Source organism: Paenibacillus sp. RUD330, from assembly GCF_002243345.2.
Lineage (GTDB): Bacteria > Bacillota > Bacilli > Paenibacillales > Paenibacillaceae > Paenibacillus_O.
The window spans coordinates 1919030-1935579 of sequence record NZ_CP022655.2; the positions used below are offsets into that span (position 1 = coordinate 1919030).

Consider the following 16550-nt stretch of genomic DNA (forward strand, 5'->3'; position numbering starts at 1 on the left):
ATTTTGGAAGGCAGGGGTTTCTCTATGTCCATCAATCAACCATCCACTATCGCCGATAGCGCGGGCAAGCCTTACGAGGGCTGGCCGCTCAAGGAAAAGATCGCGCAGCTGTTCATCTTCGGCTTCCATGGCAAGCGGCCATCGGATGACATCCTGGACGTCATCCGGGATTACGGTGTCGGAGGCGTCATCTATTTCTCCCGCAACGTCCAGGACGCCCGCCAGGTTCATGAGCTGTCCGGTCAGCTCGGCGCAGCCGCCGCCGAGGCGGGGCGTCCGCCGCTGCTCGTCAGCATCGACCAGGAAGGCGGCATGGTCGCCCGCATCGTGGACGGCGTCACCCTCATGCCCGGCAATATGGCGCTCGGCGCGACAGGCTCGGAGCAAGCGGCGTACGAGACGGCCCGGATCTCCGGCGAAGAGCTGCGCAGGCTGGGCATCAACCTCAACCTGGCGCCTTGCCTCGACGTCAACAACAATCCGGACAATCCGGTCATCAATGTGCGCTCCTTCGGAGACCGGCCGGAGCTGGTGTCCAGGCTGGGAGCGGCAGCCGTCCGCGGCTACCAGGCGGCGGGCGTGTCCGCTACGGTCAAGCATTTCCCCGGGCATGGCGACACGAGCGTCGACTCCCACCACGATCTGCCCGTCGTCCCGCATGACCGCGCGCGCCTCGACGCCGTAGAGCTGCCTCCGTTCAAGGCCGCTATCGAAGCCGGCACGGACCTCATCATGACCGCTCACATCTGCTTGCCGTCGCTCGATCCGAGCGGCGTTCCGTCCACCTTGTCGAAGCCGGTGCTGACGGGGCTGCTGCGCGGCGATCTCGGCTACGAAGGCGTCATCGTGACCGACTGCCTCGAGATGGACGCGATCGACCGCTTCTACGGTCCGGGCCAAGGCTCCGTCAAAGCCATCGAAGCCGGAGCCGACCTCCTGCTCGTCAGCCATACGCCGGAGAAGCAGCTCGCCGCGCTTGAAGCCGTCGCTGCTGCCGTCGAGAACGGACAGCTCGACGAAGCCCGCATCGACGAATCGCTGGGGCGGATACTGGCGCTCAAGGACAAGCTGGCCAAGGGCGAGCCGCTGCTGCCATGGGACGAAGCTTCCCGCACCATCTTCACCCAGGATCATCGCGATGCCGCTGAGCGCTGGAGCGAGGCTTCCGTAACGCTCGTCAAAAATGAAGGCGGCCTGCTGCCTCTGCCGGCCGAAGGGCGCACGCTCGTCCTGTGGCCGGAGATCGTCGCCGTGTCGGTCGCCGACGAGATGCTCGCCGGCGACGGGACGCTCGGCTCGCAGCTGCAGAAGCGGCTGCCGAACGTGGAGGAGCGCCGGATGAGCGGCAGCGATCCGCTTGCGGGACTGGAGCATTTCGACCGCATCGTCTTCGTCAGCTACGACGCGATGAAGCATCCGCTGGAGAGGACGACGGCCGAGCGGCTGATGAGTCTTGCTCCCGAGAAGACGGTCGCCGTCTCGGTCCGCAACCCTCTGGACATCAACCTGTTCCCGGATGTCCAGGCCTACCTGGCCGTATATGAATGCCGGCCGCTTGCCCTTCAGTCCGCCGCCAAAGCTCTTGCCGGAGAGCTCAAGCCTTCCGGACGGCTTCCGATGGAGCTTTCGTCCGAATATCCGTTCGGCTTCGGTCTTTGATGTCTTCGGAGAGACGTTCTGTGAGCTGTTCGGCTGACAGATCCGTTCGGACTCAGCTCTGCTAGTACTTCAATTACTCGAAATTAAAAATGCTTTGCCATCATGGAGCGGCGCTTTTGCGTCCGCTCTATTTGGTTGCGCGCATTTGACCGATAGGAACGGGCGGAGGATAGGATGGAGGCGGCTGAACTCCGCAGGCGTTGAAAATATAGGCAATTCGAATAAGTATGGAGGATTAGGCTGTCGCAGAGGATTTGACTGTCGCAGAGGGTTTGGCAGTCGAATAGGGTTTGGCCGTTCGAAGGGTTCTCGGTTTGTCTTTTAACCCCTGTCGCGCGGAGCAGCCGGAAGAATCGTGCAGAAGCGTCAGCGTTCGCCTTTGAAGCCGGATTTCCTCCCAGGAGGAAATGGCATCCAAGAAATCCGGATTCAGCAGCGATCGAAACGAACTTCCGACTGAGCAGCATGAACCTCCGACTGCCAGCTACCCGTGCATGAAAGTTTTACATAAAGTTTACAATACCCCCATAGCGCCGCTGGGACAAGGAGGGTACGATAGGAAAGGGTTCAGAAAGAGACATGGGAGAGGTGCCGGCTTGAAACGTTTTCGCATGCGGTTGACGCTTATCATTATCCTCATGATCGGCCTGTCGGTGACGGCAGCCGGGCTCATGATGGGCAAAACCTATAAATCCAACCATATCTCGGCGCTAGAGGACAGCATGGTCCGGGAGATGAGAATCATCAATTCCAATACGGCTTGGCAGTTTGCATCCCAGGCCGAGGCGGAATCGTATTTCCAGGCGAAAGCCAAGGAACTGAAAGATTTGACGGGAGCGAGGGTCACCTTCATCCGCAAGGACGGCATCGTCCTCGGGGATTCGGATCATGATCCCTCCACGATGGACAACCATCTCGGCCGCACGGAAGTGAAGCAGGCGGAGCAGAGCGGGATCGGCCGCGCGATCCGCCACAGCGACACGATCAGCCGGAACATGCTGTATGTGGCCATGGCCGTGGACAAGGACAGTCCCCATTCGGACATCATCCGGCTTTCGTATAGCCTGGAAACCGTCGAAAGGAACATCAACCGCCTCTGGACGGTGCTCATCATCGGCCTGCTGCTGCTCTTCCTGGTGGCCGCTGTCGTCAGCTACCGGATCGCGAAGGGGCTGACCAGTCCCCTCGAGCAGATCACCGACGCAGCCAAGCGGATCCGCTCCATGGATTACAGCGTGCGCGTCGACGTCCACAACAAGGATGAGATCGGCGAGCTGGGAGCGGCCATCAACTCCATGGCTGAAGGCCTGCAGGTGCAGATGAACCGCATCCAGCAGAACGAGACGCAGCTCTACAGCGTGCTGGACAACATGACGAGCGGCGTTGTCATGATCGATCCCGCCGGCCGCATGATGCTGCTGAACCGCCGGGCGGAAGAGGTGCTCGGCTTCGAGCATAGGGAGATGGTGGGCCGGCCTTACAGCGAGGCCAAGCAGCAGTACGAGCTGTCCCAGATCATTCAGCAGGGACTGGAGAAGCAGGAAGCCGTCCACGAGGAGATTACGTTCTATTTCCCGGAGGAGCGGTTGCTGGAGCTGAATCTGGTGCCTGTCCACCAGAGCGACGATTCCTTCGGCGGCTTGCTGCTCGTCCTTCATGACGTCTCGGCGATCCGCCGCCTGGAGCGGATGCGCAGCGAATTCGTGGCCAATGTGTCGCATGAGCTCAAGACGCCGATTACGGCGATCAAAGGCTTCGCGGAGACGCTTCTCGGCGGAGCCGTCAACGATCCCGTCATGTCCAAGCAATTCATGCAGATCATCTATGACGAGAGCGAGCGGCTGAACCGGCTGATCGGCGACATTCTGGAGCTGTCCAAAATCGAATCCCGCCGCGTCCCTCTCCAATTTTCTCCGATCGATCTGGCTTCATTCATGGAGCGGAGCATGACGATACTGGAGTCGGAAGCCGCGCGCAAATCGATTGCGATGACGCTTGACAATGCGCCGGGCATTTATCTGGAAGCGGATGAAGACAGGCTGCGGCAGGTCGTGGCCAACCTGCTGCAGAACGGCATCAGCTACACGCCGGAAGGCGGCAAGGTAAGCGTGCGGACAAGCCTCGTGCAGAGCGAGGGCGGCTCGGAGATGGTGCAGATCCGGATCGTAGATACCGGCATCGGGATTCCGCGCAAAGATCTGCCGAGAATATTCGAACGGTTTTATCGGGTGGACAAGGCAAGGTCGCGGGTCAGCGGCGGCACCGGCCTCGGGCTGTCGATCGTCAAGCATCTGGTCGAGCTGCATCACGGCAGCATCACGGTCGACAGCACGGTCGGCGTCGGAACGGCGTTCACGATCGAGCTGCCCGTCATTCAGCCTTGACGAAGCGAGCTTTCTCCGCTTCCTTCGTTTCCTTGCCGCCGCATGGTACACTGGTAAGAGACAAGCAGCCGGAGCCGCAGGCTCCGGCGCATATGCTGCAACGCAAGCGGAACCGGCAGACGGGCGGCGGAGAGATCCGCACCCGGGCGTCGGCTCACGAGGCTGGAGGTCGATAGAATATGACGCACAAGGTGCTGGTCATCGAGGACGAGCCGACATTATCCAGGCTTTTGTCTTATAACCTGACGCAAGAAGGGTATGAAGTAACCGTATCGGAGAACGGGGCGGACGGGCTGCAGGCGGCTCTGCAGCGCAGCTTCGACCTGATCATGCTCGATATCATGCTTCCGGGCATGAACGGCTTCGAGGTGCTGGGCAAGCTGAGGCAGAGCGGCATCCGGACGCCGATCATCATCCTGACCGCGCGCAACGCGGAGGAAGAGGTCGTGCAGGGACTGAAGCACGGCGCGGACGATTATATCACCAAGCCGTTCGGCGTGGCTGAGCTGCTGGCGCGGGTATCCGCCGTGCTCCGGCGTTCGGGCGGCGGCTTGCCGGATGCCGCGGACCCGCAGGACAAGGTCATTACGGCCGGGGAGCTGTCCATCTATCCCGACCGCTACGAGGTCGTGCTCGCGGGCGAGCAGGTGCCGCTGAGGCCGAAGGAATTCGAAGTTCTGCTGTATTTGATCCAGCGGCCGGGCATGGTCATCACCCGCGACGATCTCATGAATGTCGTCTGGGGCTTCGACTATATCGGCGGCCAGCGGACCGTCGATGTCCATGTCAGCTCGCTGCGCAAGAAGCTCGAGCTTGGCGCGCAGTCCGTCTGCATCGAATCGATCCGCGGCGTCGGCTACAAGCTGGTGCTGCCTAAGAAAGCCGGATCTTCGCTGTAGAGGGGCTGCCGCCGGAACGATTCCGGGGGGATGGCTCCGAAGACTGAAAAACCGCCGCAAGGGTCCGGACCCCTGCGGCGGTTTTTTGGCTTGAATCGCTGCCTCATGAGAATGCGGCGGCGGTGAGGGGAGATCAGCTGCTCCGCCCGCCCCAGGCGAGCATCCGCTTCTGGAACTCCTTCGGCGAGCAGTCGTTGTACTTTTTGAACATCTTGTAGAAGTGGGCCATGTTCGGCATGCCGATCCGGTCCCCGACCTCGGAGACGCTGAGATCCTTGGTGAGCAGAATGCGCTCGGCCCATTTGATCTTGCGGTAATTGACGTACTCGGTGAAGCTGAGCCCGATGGATTTCTTGAAGTATTTGACGAAATAATAGTAGCTCATGTTCGCCAGCTTGCACACTTCCTCCACCTGGATCCGGTCGGTGAGATGCTGCTCCACGAAGCTGAGCACGGGCCGCAGGCGGACCCGGTCGAAATCCTCCTGCTCGGCGAGCACCTTGCGCTTGTCGTTGCGGAGCATGAGGAGCAGGATCTTCTTGATCAGCATGTTGACCGCGAGCTCGTAGCCGGTCTGCTTGACGGTCGCCTCCGATAGAATCTCGCGGACGCAATCCCCGATGTCTTCCTTGACGGAGGAATTCTCCTTGAAAATATAATTCACCTGGCTGAGAGGATGGTTGGTTTCCGTGAAGTAGCGCATGTAGGGCATCGTGCTGTGGTCGAAAAACTGCTCCAAGTCGAACTGAAGCACGATGTAATCCAGCCTTTCGGCCGAGCTCCGGTCACGGTGGAGCTGGTTGGCGCCGATGATCGCAACGTCTCCGGCTTCCAGCTTGAAGACATCTTCCTCGACGAACACTTCCATGCTGCCGCTCTGGACGAGCAGAAGCTCCAGCTCCCGGTGGTAATGCCAGTTGATGAGCAGGTTGTCCTCGCGTTGCGACTGGAAGATGCGCAGAGACAGGAGAGGGTTTTCATACAGGACCTTTTCGTTGTAGACTTCCAAAGCCGAAGCGCCTCCAATACCAATATTGCATAAAAGCATCGCTATAAAGACGCTTTCTTTTTAATGGGCTGTTATCTATACTTATTCTAGTGTCAGAGGGCATCCACAAGCAAGCGTCCCTCTGCGATCCATACCCAAAAACCCAAAATAACGGATTTATAGCGAGGAGGAAGATCCATGTCCAAAGTACGTGTGGGCATTATCGGATGCGGGGGCATCGCCAACGGCAAACATATGCCTTCCCTGTCCAAAATTCAAGAGGCTGAAATGGTGGCGTTTTGCGATATCCACCGCGACCGCGCCGAAGACGCCAAGTCCAAATTCGGCTCTCCGGAAGCGGCGGTATACGAGAATTTCCATGACCTTCTGAATGATTCTTCCATTCAAGTCGTGCATGTGTGCACGCCGAACGATTCCCATGCGGATATCGCGATCGCCGCTCTGGAAGCCGGCAAGCATGTCATGTGCGAAAAGCCGATGGCCAAAACGGCTGACGACGCGCGCCGCATGCTGGAAGCCGCCAAGCGTACCGGCAAGAAGCTGACGATCGGCTACCAGAACCGCTTCCGCTCCGACTCCCGCTTCCTGAAGGACGCTTGCGCGAAGGACGAGCTCGGCGAAGTTTACTACGCCAAGGCCCATGCCATCCGCCGCCGCGCGGTTCCGACCTGGGGCGTGTTCCTGGACGAAGAAAAACAAGGCGGCGGACCGCTCATCGACATCGGCACGCATGCGCTTGACCTGGCTCTGTGGATGATGGACAACTACAAGCCCAAAGCCGTGCTTGGACGCGCCTACCACAAGCTGTCCCAGAACGAGAACGCTGCGAATGCATGGGGTCCATGGGATCCGAAGCAGTTCACGGTCGAGGATTCCGCTTTCGCCATGATCACCATGGAGAACGGCGCTTCCATCGTGCTGGAATCCAGCTGGGCCCTGAACTCCCTTGAAGTCGACGAGGCGAAAGTATCGCTGAGCGGCACGAAGGCCGGCGCGGACATGAAGAACGGCCTTCGCATCAACGGCGAAGACAACGCCCGCCTGTACGTCAAGGAAATCGAGCTTGGCAGCGGCGGCGTCGCCTTCTACGAGGGCGCATCGGAAGATCCGGGCGAGCTGGAAGCGCGCTCCTGGATCCAGAGCGTCATCAACGACACGACGCCGGTCGTGACGCCGGAGCAGGCGCTGGTCGTCTCCGAGATTCTCGAAGCGATCTACGAATCCTCCAAGACGGGCAAAGCCGTTTACTTCGACTAATACAACAAAAAGATGCCGCTGCTTGGAGTCGACAGACTTCGGCGGCGGTTTTTTTGTTGCCAGCATGCGTGGAGCGCGGGATGTGAACCGCATGGATCGGGAGTAGAGGATTCCACTATGGGCGTTGCTTGTTTGCTCCGCAAAAATACGCTGCGAGGGTTGGATATCAGGTGTATCCAGGTTCAAGTCCATGATGGACAAGTGCCAGTGGAAGAATCGGCCGCGAGCCGCGGAATCAACACGGGCGCGCGGCTCAGTAAGACGCCTTAGTATGTTGCCGAGGGACCAGAGTGCTTGCGGACGCGAAACGGAACAGGAACCGCATGTGGAATTGGAAGTTCAGGATCGGGATGGCAGCGAGAGTGGATTTAGAGTGCAGTGGGATGTTGGAATATGGGAAGGGAGCGGAGTCGGACTCGGATTAAAGCTGCAGCATCGGAACGGGGCCGGAGGTGGAAAAGGAGTGATATCGGACATACGATCCGCTATCCACTGCTTTATGGGCATTCAAGACATTTTATCGGACATGAGTTCCGCTATTCTCAGAAAAAACACCATAAGGAGGCGGTTTTTGGCAGAATAACGGATCGTATGTCCGATCATCTCCAAGAACCGCCTTTACTTTCAAAATAACGGATCGTATGTCCGATACGTTGGCGTTCCGTTGTGATCAAAGCGCAGATGCTTAGCAAAACGGAAAACGGTTATGCCTGGGCTCGCTTCTCCAGACAAGGCCTATCGGTCAGCCATCGAGCCGTGCGGAGCTAGCGGGAGAGATCACCTGCGCCAGTCCCGGCTCCGATTTACTTCCCGCGCCCGAACTCCTCCCGGATCCGCCGGTACAGCTCCGGATCCGCCAATACGTCGAGGGCGGTGGAGGCGAGCAGGCCGGCGCCTTGCAGCATCGCTTCCAGCGCCTCCTCCTTCATGGCGGCATCCCGGAATTCCGCCGTATGAAGGCCCAGCTTCCCGTTCACGACCTTCAGATAGGGGTGGATCGCCGGACAGCGGAGAGAGACGTTGCCGAGATCAAGCGAGCCGTGGTCGCTGCCCGATATGATCTCTTCCTCCGAAATGCCGGACGCGATCAGGTTCGAGGTATAGACGGCAGACAGCGCCTCGTTCGTCCGCAGCTCGTCATAGCTGAACTCGAACCGCGACACTTCCAGCTTGCAGCCGGTCTGGAGTGCCGCGCCCTCCGCGCAGGCGGTCAGCCTTGCCGTCAGCTCATCCGTATAAGCCCGGTCGCCAGAGCGGACGTAGAACTTGGCGGAAGCATAGCCGGGAATGATGTTGGGCGCCTGGCCGCCGTGGTCGATGATGCCGTGTATGCGTCCGTCGCTGCGCGTCTGCTGGCGCATGGCGTTGCTGGAGCCGAACAGCATCAGCACGGCATCGAGGGCGTTGATGCCCAGATGCGGGCTCGCCGCCGCATGGGCCGTCCGGCCGTGATACTCGAAGCGGACGGCATCGAGGGCAAGCGAAGCTCCGGAGCGTTCATGGGAGTGGTAGGGATGAGCCATGAGCGCGAAGCCGCAGTCGTCGAAAAGGCCCGCCTCGCTCATGGGCACTTTGCCGCCGCTCGTTTCCTCGGCCGGGGTGCCGAAAACGCGGATGCTTCCGCCCGTCTCACCGATGGCCGCCTTCAGGGCTGAAGCAGCCGCGACGCCCATGACGCCGATGATATGATGGCCGCAGGCATGGCCGATCTCGGGAAGAGCGTCATATTCGCACAGAAAAGCGGCGACCGGCCCAGGCTTGCCGGAATCGTATGTGGCGACAAAGGCTGTCTTCATGCCGAGAGTGCCTCGCTCCACGGAGAAGCCTTGCTGCTCGAGCTCGTCGGCAAGCAGGGAAGAGGCCAGGAACTCCTCATGGCCGAGCTCGGGATTTTTGGCGATGCGCAGAGAAATTTCCTTCCACCGCTCTCCGTGCCGCTGAATCGTTTTTTGGATGATGCCGTGGTCTACGGGCATAGTTCTTCCTCCCTATACAAACAATGTAAGAATGAATCCTTCGCTTCCTGTCCCATCAGTATACCATCCGCATGCCTATGCCGCCGCAATGTCCCGGAATCGCTGGAATATTCAGATGTATTCCGGATGTTTAATAAAGTCTTGTCAGCAGGCTTCCTGACAATATAGCGTTTTCATTTTGTTGTTGGCGCGGATGTTGTGGGATAGGATGAATACAGGACGAACGGCTCATGCCATCTTGCCGTTCGACAGAAGACAACCATAGGGAGGTACACCTCGTGGCCAAAACCACTCCATCCTCCTCATCCGGCGGTGCCCGGGTAGGAGTTCAAAAATTCGGACGCTTCCTTAGCGGCATGGTCATGCCGAATATCGGAGCGTTCATCGCTTGGGGATTGATCACGGCCTTGTTCATACCGACAGGCTGGTTCCCGAACGAATATCTCGCCAAGCTCGTCGGCCCGATGATCACCTATCTGCTTCCGCTGCTGATCGGTTATACCGGCGGTTCGATGATCCACAAGCAGCGCGGCGGCGTCATCGGCGCACTCGTCACCATGGGCGTCATCGTCGGCACCGACATTCCGATGTTCCTCGGTGCGATGGTCGTAGGTCCAGGCGCGGCATGGGTGCTGAAGAAGTTTGACCAGGCCGTCGAAGGAAAGATCCGTCCCGGCTTCGAGATGCTCGTCAACAACTTCTCGCTCGGCATCATCGGCGGCGGACTCGTCCTGGTCGCTTACGCGCTCATCGGACGCATCATTGAAGGCCTGACGAACATCCTCTCCACAGGCGTGGATTGGCTGGTCGCCCACCATCTTATTCCGCTGGTCAACATCCTCATCGAGCCGGCGAAGATCCTGTTCCTGAACAACGCGATCAACCACGGCGTCCTGAACCCGATCGCGGTCGAGCAAGCCAAGGAAGCCGGCAAGTCGATCCTGTTCATGCTCGAATCCAACCCGGGTCCGGGCCTCGGCATCCTGCTGGCCTACATGTTCGTCGGCCGCGGAGCTGCCCGCCAGTCCGCTCCCGGCGCAGCGATCATCCATTTCTTCGGCGGGATTCACGAGATCTACTTCCCGTACATCCTGATGAACCCTCGCCTGATCCTGGCTGCCATCGCAGGCGGCGTGACCGGCACGTTCACGTTCTCCCTGTTCAGCGCAGGCCTGGTCGGACCTCCGTCCCCGGGCAGCATCATCGCTTACCTGGCGATGGCGCCGCGCGGCGAGATTCTCCCGGTTCTCAGCGGCGTGATCACGGCTGCGGTCGTATCCTTCCTCATTGCCGCGCTGCTGCTCAAGACGAGCAAGAAGGCGGTCGAAGACGAGGACGATCTGGAAGCTGCAACCCAGCGCATGAAAGACATGAAGGCTACCGGCACTCCGGCCTCGGCCGCAGCTGCGGCATCCGAAGGCGCTCGCGAAGCGACCGCAGGAATGTCCGCCGGACTGAAAGGCAAGGATGAAGTGCATAAAATCGTCTTCTCCTGCGACGCAGGCATGGGATCCAGCGCGATGGGCGCATCCATCCTCCGCAAGAAGATGAAGGCTGCGGGCTCGCCGATCGAAGTCACGAATACGGCGATCAGCGACATCCCGTCGGATGCGGACATCGTCATTACGCACAAAACGCTTACCGACCGCGCTCGCGGCGTAGCGCCGAAGGCGGAGCATATTTCCATCGACAATTTCTTGAAAAGTCCGGAATACGACGAGCTCGTCAAACGACTGACGAACGAATAATAGGCTTGAGGCGAGTGGATGCGGGCAAATTGCCGGCATCCAACCGCCTTTTTGCGGCCGTACGGGGGGAGCAGGCTCATGGAGCTAACGTATCGGATGCGCCAGATTCTCGATTCGCTGCTTCGTCCCCCATACGAGATCACCGTGGCGGAAATCGCTCGTACGATCCGCGTCAGCGCCCGGACGGTGCACAGGGAATTGGACGCGGTCGAGAGCTTCCTGCATCGCAGCGGAATCATGCTTCGCCGCAAAGCAGGGTCGGGGCTCAGCGTCGAGGGGGATCCGGAGCGCCTGGAAGCTCTCCGGGCCCAAGTGCTCATTCCCGAGGAGGCGGAGTACTCCTCCGATGAGCGGCAGGTGTACCTGCTCTGCCGGCTGCTGGCGTCCAAGGAGCCGGTGAAGCTGTTCTCGCTGGCTTCGGAGATGAAGGTGACCGTGCCGACCGTAGGAGCCGATCTGGACGACCTGTCCGAATGGACGGGAAAACAAGGTCTGCTGCTCATCCGCAGACGGGGATACGGGGTTGAAATCACAGGCTCCGAACCTCTGCTGCGGGAAGCGGTGAGAGCGGTCGTGCGCTTGCGCCTGGACGACTTGCGGCTGATCGCCGGCAGCGACGACCAGCCGATCCATCCGGTAGACGCGATGATTGCGGGCATGGCGGGCGCGGATCGGATCGGGCTCGTGGAAGAGGCTCTCTGGAGATGGGAAGAGGGCAACCAGCGGGAAACGCTTAGCGAGGAGGCCTATACCGATCTGCTTGTTCGGCTGTCGATCGGTGCGGTAAGAATAGAAGCGGGGATGACGGTCAGCGAAGGGGATATGGACCGGCTCGCCTATGCGCGCAAAAGCGCAGCCTCCGGACATGCGGCCGGCGAAGCCGCCGGAAGCGAGACCGGTTCGGCCGCCATCCTGTGCCGCATGCTGGGGGAGGCTCTCGGCATCGCCTATTCCGTCGCGGAAGCCGCCTATGCGGCGGAGCTGCTGCGCCGTGCGGCCTCACATTCTTCCGGCTCGCTGGCGGCGGACGATCTGGAGCTGGCCGGCAAGGTGCGGTCGTTCATCCGCCGCATGAGCGAGCTGGACGGGACCGATTATTCGGCGGACCGCTCGCTGCGCGACGGGCTGTTCGCCCATCTGAAGGCGGCTCTCGAGAGGCTGGGGGCAGGCCAGCGGATCCGCAATCCGCTGCTGGAGGCGATACGCAAGGAATACCCGGAGCTGTATCGCCAGGTTCGCCAGGCAGCCGATTCCGCCCTGCCCGGATTCACGGTTCCCGATGAGGAGATCGCATTTCTTGTCATGCATTTCGGGGCTTCCAGAGAGCGTCTCCGGCAAGTAAGCCAAGTGATGCGGGCAATCGTCGTATGCACGAGCGGCATCGGGTCTTCCAAAATGATTGCGGTCCGCCTGCGCAAGGAGTTCCCGCAGCTGCAGATCGTGGATCAGGCATCCTGGTATGAGGCGGCGCGCATACCGCGGTCGGATTACGACCTCATCATCAGCACGGTGGACTTGCCGCTGCCCGAGGACCAGTATTTGAAGCTGAGCCCGCTTCTCACCCCGCCGGAGGCGGATCGCCTCCGGGAATTCATCCAGAGCAAGAGCTGGCAGGGCGAGGGTCTCCGGCCGAAGCCGGCCGGCGATGCGGCTGCGGCCGCAGCGGAGCTGATCAAGGAATGGGAATCCCCGGCTGCAGGACCCGTTCCGAACGATGCCGGCAAAGCGTCGGAAGCGGCCGGCCTTGCGGGACTGGAGCAGCTTGGGGCGGCTACCAAGCAGTGCATCGAGCTGTTGAACGCCTTCAGGGTGCTGCGGCTGTCCGTAGACGGACGGCCAGCCCTGGAGAAGTGGCTGAGCGCCGCATGCGGACACGAGGCGCTCGGAGACACGGTGAAGGATGTCCATCGGGTCGTCGATCTGCTGCTGCGCCGCGAGGAGAACGGGACGCAGCTCATACCGGGCACGGAGCTGGCGCTCTTCCATACCCGCACCGACGCCGTGCTCAAGCCGTCTCTGTTGTTGTTCGAGATGGAATCGGCCTTGCGGCTGGACGGCGCGGAAGGGCCGCGGCTTGCCCGCTTCCTGCTCATGCTGGCGCCCCGCCAGCTGTCTCGCGAAAGCCTCGAGGTGCTCAGCGAGGTCAGCGTCACGCTGCTGGACGACGAAATGATCCAGGCTCTCGCGGAGGGCCGGGAGGACAGGATCAGGGCGCTGATCGCCTCCCATCTGCGCGGCTATCTCAAAACAAAACTGGAAAGCGAGTGAGGAAGATGAGCATTTTATCGGCAGACAAAATCAGATTGAACGTACAGGTGGCCGACAAATTCGAAGCGATCCGCATGGCGGGCCAGATGCTGGTCGACGCCGGACACGCCGACCAAGGCTATATCGAGAAAATGATCGAGCGCGAAAACGCGCTCTCGACCTATATGGGCAGCGGACTGGCCATTCCCCATGGCACGAACGAAGCCAAGGCGATGATCCGGTCGACCGGCCTAGCCGTGCTGCAGGTTCCGGGCGGCGTCGACTTCGGCGGCGACGAGCCTGCCGTGCTGATCGTCGGCATCGCCGCGCAGAACGGCGAGCATATGGATATTCTGACGAGCGTCGCGATGGTCTGCTCCGACGAGGACAACATGGAGAAGATCCGTACTGCGGGATCGGCCGAGGAAATCATCTCGATCTTCGAAAGCGGGATGGAAGAATGAAGGCTCTCCATTTCGGCGCAGGCAACATCGGTCGGGGCTTTATCGGGCTGCTGCTGTCGCGTTCCGGCTACGATGTCGTCTTTTCCGATGTGAACGGAACGCTCGTCAACGCGCTGCGGGAGCGCGGCTCCTATACGGTGACGCTCGCGGATGAAGGCGGAGAAGCCATCGAGGTGACCGGAGTGTCGGCTATCGACGGCCGCGACGCCGCAGCCGTAGCCGAAGCGGTCGCCTCGGCGGATCTGGTCACGACAGCGGTCGGAGTGCCGATCCTGAAGCATATCGCTCCCGGCATTGCGGATGGGTTGAAGCTGCGCATGGAGCGCGGCGCTTCTCCCCTGCATGTGATCGCCTGCGAGAATGCAATCGGCGCCAGCACGCAGCTCAAAGAGCATGTCTACGCCCTGCTCGGGCCTGAGGATGCCAAGCGTGCGGAAGCGGCCGCGGCATTCCCCGATTCGGCCGTCGATCGGATCGTGCCGATCCAGCATCATGAGGATCCTCTTGCCGTTACCGTGGAGCCCTTTTACGAATGGGTCGTCAACCGCTCGCAGATGCTGCCGGGATCGCAGGAAATCAGCGGCGTGCATTATGTGGACGATCTCGTGCCTTACATCGAGCGCAAGCTCTTCACCGTCAATACCGGCCATTGCAGTGCCGCCTATGCGGGATACAGCAAAGGCTGCGAAACGATCCAGCAGTCGATGCAGGACGAGGAGATCGTGAAGCTTGTCTCGGGAGCGCTGGCGGAGACGGGCGCGATGCTCGTGAAGGCATACGGATTCGACGAAGGCGAGCATAAGGTCTACATCGATACGATTCTCGACCGCTTCCGCAATCCGTATCTCACCGACGAGGTCGTGCGCGTCGGCCGCTCTCCGATCCGCAAGCTGTCTCCGGACGACCGGCTGATCCGGCCGGCGCTTCGCGCCCTGGAGCAGGGCGGACATGCGGACTCCCTGGCCGAGGTGATGGCGCTGGCCTTGAAGTTCGACTACGCCGAGGATCCCGAGGCAGTCAAGCTTCAGGCGATGATCGCCGCGAGCGGCGCAGCCGCAGCCTTCAGCGAAGTGAGCGGAGTGGAATCGGGCCATCCGCTCGCGGTGAGCGTCATCGAGAAGTTCAACCGGGTATAGAACAGACAGAGACAACGAGTGCGATAGAGAAAGAAGGAGTTCAGCATGAGCCAACTGATTACTGGAGTAGCCGCATCGCCCGGAATCGCGATCGCGAAGGCATACCGCCTTCAGCAGTCGGAGACGGTTCCTTCGCGCAAGCCCGCAGAGGACGCCGGAGCGGAGAAGCAGCGGCTGAAGGAGGCCGTCGAGGCGGCTCGGGTCGATATCGACCGCATTCGGGAGCGGACGCTGGATAAGCTGGGCGCGCAGAAGGCGGAAATATTCGAAGCGCATCTGTTCCTGCTTGACGATCCCGATCTGATCGACGCCGCGATGGACATGATCGACAGCGATGGAGTGGATGCCGCTTATGCGCTGCATGAAGTGTCCTCGTCCATCATCGACGTGCTTCGATCCATGGACAACGAGCTGCTGAGGGAACGCGCCGCGGACGTGAAGGATGTCGCCGGGCGGGTCATCAGCAAGCTGGAAGGCCGCGAGCACAGCGCGCTGTCGGAGCTGGACGAGGAGACGATCCTGATCGCGAACGATCTTACGCCGTCCGATACGGCTCAGCTCGATCTCGATTATGTGCGCGGCTTCGTGACGGAGATCGGCAGCCGCACTTCCCATTCCGCGATCATGGCCCGTTCCCTGGAGCTGCCCGCCGTCGTAGGCGCGGGAGCCGCCGCGGCGCGGATCGAGTCCGGCAGCATCGTCATTCTGGATGCGGTCGGAGGCGAGGTGATTGTGGATCCTTCCGATTCCCAGCTTCAGGACTATCAAGCCCGCAAGCGGGAATACGAGGACTACAAGCTGCGCATGCAGCAGTTCGTGAACCGTCCTTCCGTCACGTCCGACGGCCATGAGGTGGAGCTGGCCAGCAACATCGGCGGCGTCGAGGATCTGGAGAAGGTGCTGGCGAACGGCTCGGACGGCATCGGGCTGTTCCGGACGGAGTTCCTATATATGGGCCGTTCGACGTTCCCGTCCGAGGAAGAGCAGTTCACCGTCTACAAGCATGTGCTGGAGAAAATGAACGGCAAGCGCGTCGTCATCCGCACGCTCGACATCGGCGGAGACAAGGAGCTGCCCTACTTGACGCTGCCTAAGGAAGCGAATCCGTTCCTCGGCCTCCGCGCCGTCCGGCTCTGCCTGGAGCGGCAGGATCTGTTCCGCGCCCAGCTCCGCGCGCTGCTGCGGGCGAGCGCCCACGGAAAGCTGGCGATCATGTTCCCGATGATCGCTGTCGTCAGCGAGCTTCGCGAAGCGAAGCGCATCCTGGCGGAGGAGCGCGCTTCTCTGGAATCCGAGGGCGTGCCGGTATCCAATTCGCTCGAGGTCGGAATCATGATCGAGATTCCGGCAGCGGCGCTGAATGCCGAAGCGCTTGTGAAGGAAGTGGACTTTTTCAGCATCGGCACGAACGATCTCATCCAGTACACGATGGCCGCAGACCGCATGAACGAATCGGTCGCTTATCTGTACCAGCCGCATCATCCATCCATCCTGAGGCTGGTCAACATGGTCATCCAAGCCGCCAAAAAGCACGGCAAATGGGCCGGCATGTGCGGCGAGATGGCGGGCGATGCGGCAGCGATCCCGCTGCTGCTCGGCATGGGCCTGCATGAATTCAGCATGAGCGCCTCCTCGGTGCTGCCGGCTCGCGAGCTGGTGTCGCGCCTGTCTCAGCAGGAATGGGCCGTGCTGGCCGAGGAAGCTCTCGGCATGGACTCGCAGCAGGAAGTGCTCGATTTTGTCAACCAACAACTAAGGAGTGAAGCATAAT

Annotated in this window: 11 protein-coding genes; 9 read left to right on the forward strand and 2 right to left on the reverse strand. The window is 60.7% G+C overall.

Annotated elements, in window-relative coordinates:
• Positions 1-24 precede the first annotated feature (24 nt).
• The 3 genes from CIC07_RS08560 (at position 25) to CIC07_RS08570 (ending at position 4942) form a co-directional block, all read left to right on the forward strand.
• A complete protein-coding gene (locus tag CIC07_RS08560; protein WP_083688394.1) occupies positions 25-1659 on the forward strand; it encodes a glycoside hydrolase family 3 protein in 1635 nt (544 codons plus the stop codon).
• Between the two features lie 596 nt (positions 1660-2255).
• Positions 2256-4043 (forward strand): two-component system histidine kinase PnpS, encoded by a 1788-nt coding sequence (gene pnpS / locus CIC07_RS08565; protein WP_076358291.1) that lies wholly within the window; start codon positions 2256-2258, stop codon positions 4041-4043.
• 179 nt (positions 4044-4222) lie between these two features.
• Entirely contained in the window at positions 4223-4942 is a 720-nt protein-coding gene (locus tag CIC07_RS08570; RefSeq protein ID WP_049867018.1) for a response regulator transcription factor, read from the forward strand.
• A 133-nt stretch (positions 4943-5075) separates the two neighbouring features.
• Here CIC07_RS08570 and CIC07_RS08575 read toward each other — a convergent pair whose 3' ends face one another.
• On the reverse strand, positions 5076-5951 hold the full coding sequence (locus tag CIC07_RS08575; protein ID WP_076358290.1) for a helix-turn-helix domain-containing protein: 876 nt from the start codon (positions 5949-5951) through the stop codon (positions 5076-5078).
• Positions 5952-6128: 177 nt separating this feature from the next.
• Between CIC07_RS08575 and CIC07_RS08580 the strand changes: the two genes are divergently transcribed.
• A complete protein-coding gene (locus CIC07_RS08580; protein WP_076358289.1) occupies positions 6129-7208 on the forward strand; it encodes a Gfo/Idh/MocA family protein in 1080 nt (359 codons plus the stop codon).
• Between the two features lie 803 nt (positions 7209-8011).
• Here CIC07_RS08580 and CIC07_RS08585 read toward each other — a convergent pair.
• Complete coding sequence (locus tag CIC07_RS08585; protein WP_076358288.1) at positions 8012-9184, reverse strand: M20 family metallopeptidase; 1173 nt, start codon at positions 9182-9184, stop codon at positions 8012-8014.
• A gap of 278 nt (positions 9185-9462) precedes the next feature.
• On the opposite strand from CIC07_RS08585, the gene CIC07_RS08590 reads away from it, so the two are divergent.
• The 5 genes from CIC07_RS08590 to ptsP all read left to right on the forward strand — a co-directional run bounded on the left by CIC07_RS08590 (position 9463) and on the right by ptsP (position 16549).
• Complete coding sequence (locus tag CIC07_RS08590) at positions 9463-10932, forward strand: PTS mannitol transporter subunit IIBC (protein ID WP_277345206.1); 1470 nt, start codon at positions 9463-9465, stop codon at positions 10930-10932.
• A 78-nt stretch (positions 10933-11010) separates the two neighbouring features.
• Positions 11011-13200, forward strand: coding sequence for a BglG family transcription antiterminator (locus tag CIC07_RS08595; RefSeq protein WP_076358286.1), 2190 nt, complete (start codon positions 11011-11013; stop codon positions 13198-13200).
• Between the two features lie 5 nt (positions 13201-13205).
• Positions 13206-13643: a PTS mannitol transporter subunit IIA gene (locus CIC07_RS08600; protein WP_076358285.1), complete on the forward strand. Its 438-nt coding sequence runs from the start codon at positions 13206-13208 to the stop codon at positions 13641-13643.
• Positions 13640-14779, forward strand: coding sequence for a mannitol-1-phosphate 5-dehydrogenase (locus tag CIC07_RS08605; RefSeq protein ID WP_076358284.1), 1140 nt, complete (start codon positions 13640-13642; stop codon positions 14777-14779). Before CIC07_RS08600 ends, CIC07_RS08605 begins: the two co-directional genes overlap by 4 nt.
• A 45-nt stretch (positions 14780-14824) precedes the next feature.
• Complete coding sequence (ptsP, locus tag CIC07_RS08610; RefSeq protein ID WP_076358283.1) at positions 14825-16549, forward strand: phosphoenolpyruvate--protein phosphotransferase; 1725 nt, start codon at positions 14825-14827, stop codon at positions 16547-16549.
• Position 16550 lies beyond the last annotated feature (1 nt).

Bases quoted from the DNA above. Each gene is read 5' to 3' on its own strand.
- CIC07_RS08560 (WP_083688394.1), top strand. From the start codon at position 25: ATGTCCATCAATCAACCATCCACTATCGCCGATAGCGCGGGCAAGCCT.
- CIC07_RS08570 (WP_049867018.1), top strand. From the start codon at position 4,223: ATGACGCACAAGGTGCTGGTCATCGAGGACGAGCCGACATTATCCAGG.
- CIC07_RS08580 (WP_076358289.1), top strand. From the start codon at position 6,129: ATGTCCAAAGTACGTGTGGGCATTATCGGATGCGGGGGCATCGCCAAC.
- CIC07_RS08585 (WP_076358288.1), bottom strand. From the start codon at position 9,184: ATGCCCGTAGACCACGGCATCATCCAAAAAACGATTCAGCGGCACGGA.
- CIC07_RS08595 (WP_076358286.1), top strand. From the start codon at position 11,011: ATGGAGCTAACGTATCGGATGCGCCAGATTCTCGATTCGCTGCTTCGT.
- CIC07_RS08600 (WP_076358285.1), top strand. From the start codon at position 13,206: ATGAGCATTTTATCGGCAGACAAAATCAGATTGAACGTACAGGTGGCC.
- CIC07_RS08605 (WP_076358284.1), top strand. From the start codon at position 13,640: ATGAAGGCTCTCCATTTCGGCGCAGGCAACATCGGTCGGGGCTTTATC.
- ptsP (WP_076358283.1), top strand. From the start codon at position 14,825: ATGAGCCAACTGATTACTGGAGTAGCCGCATCGCCCGGAATCGCGATC.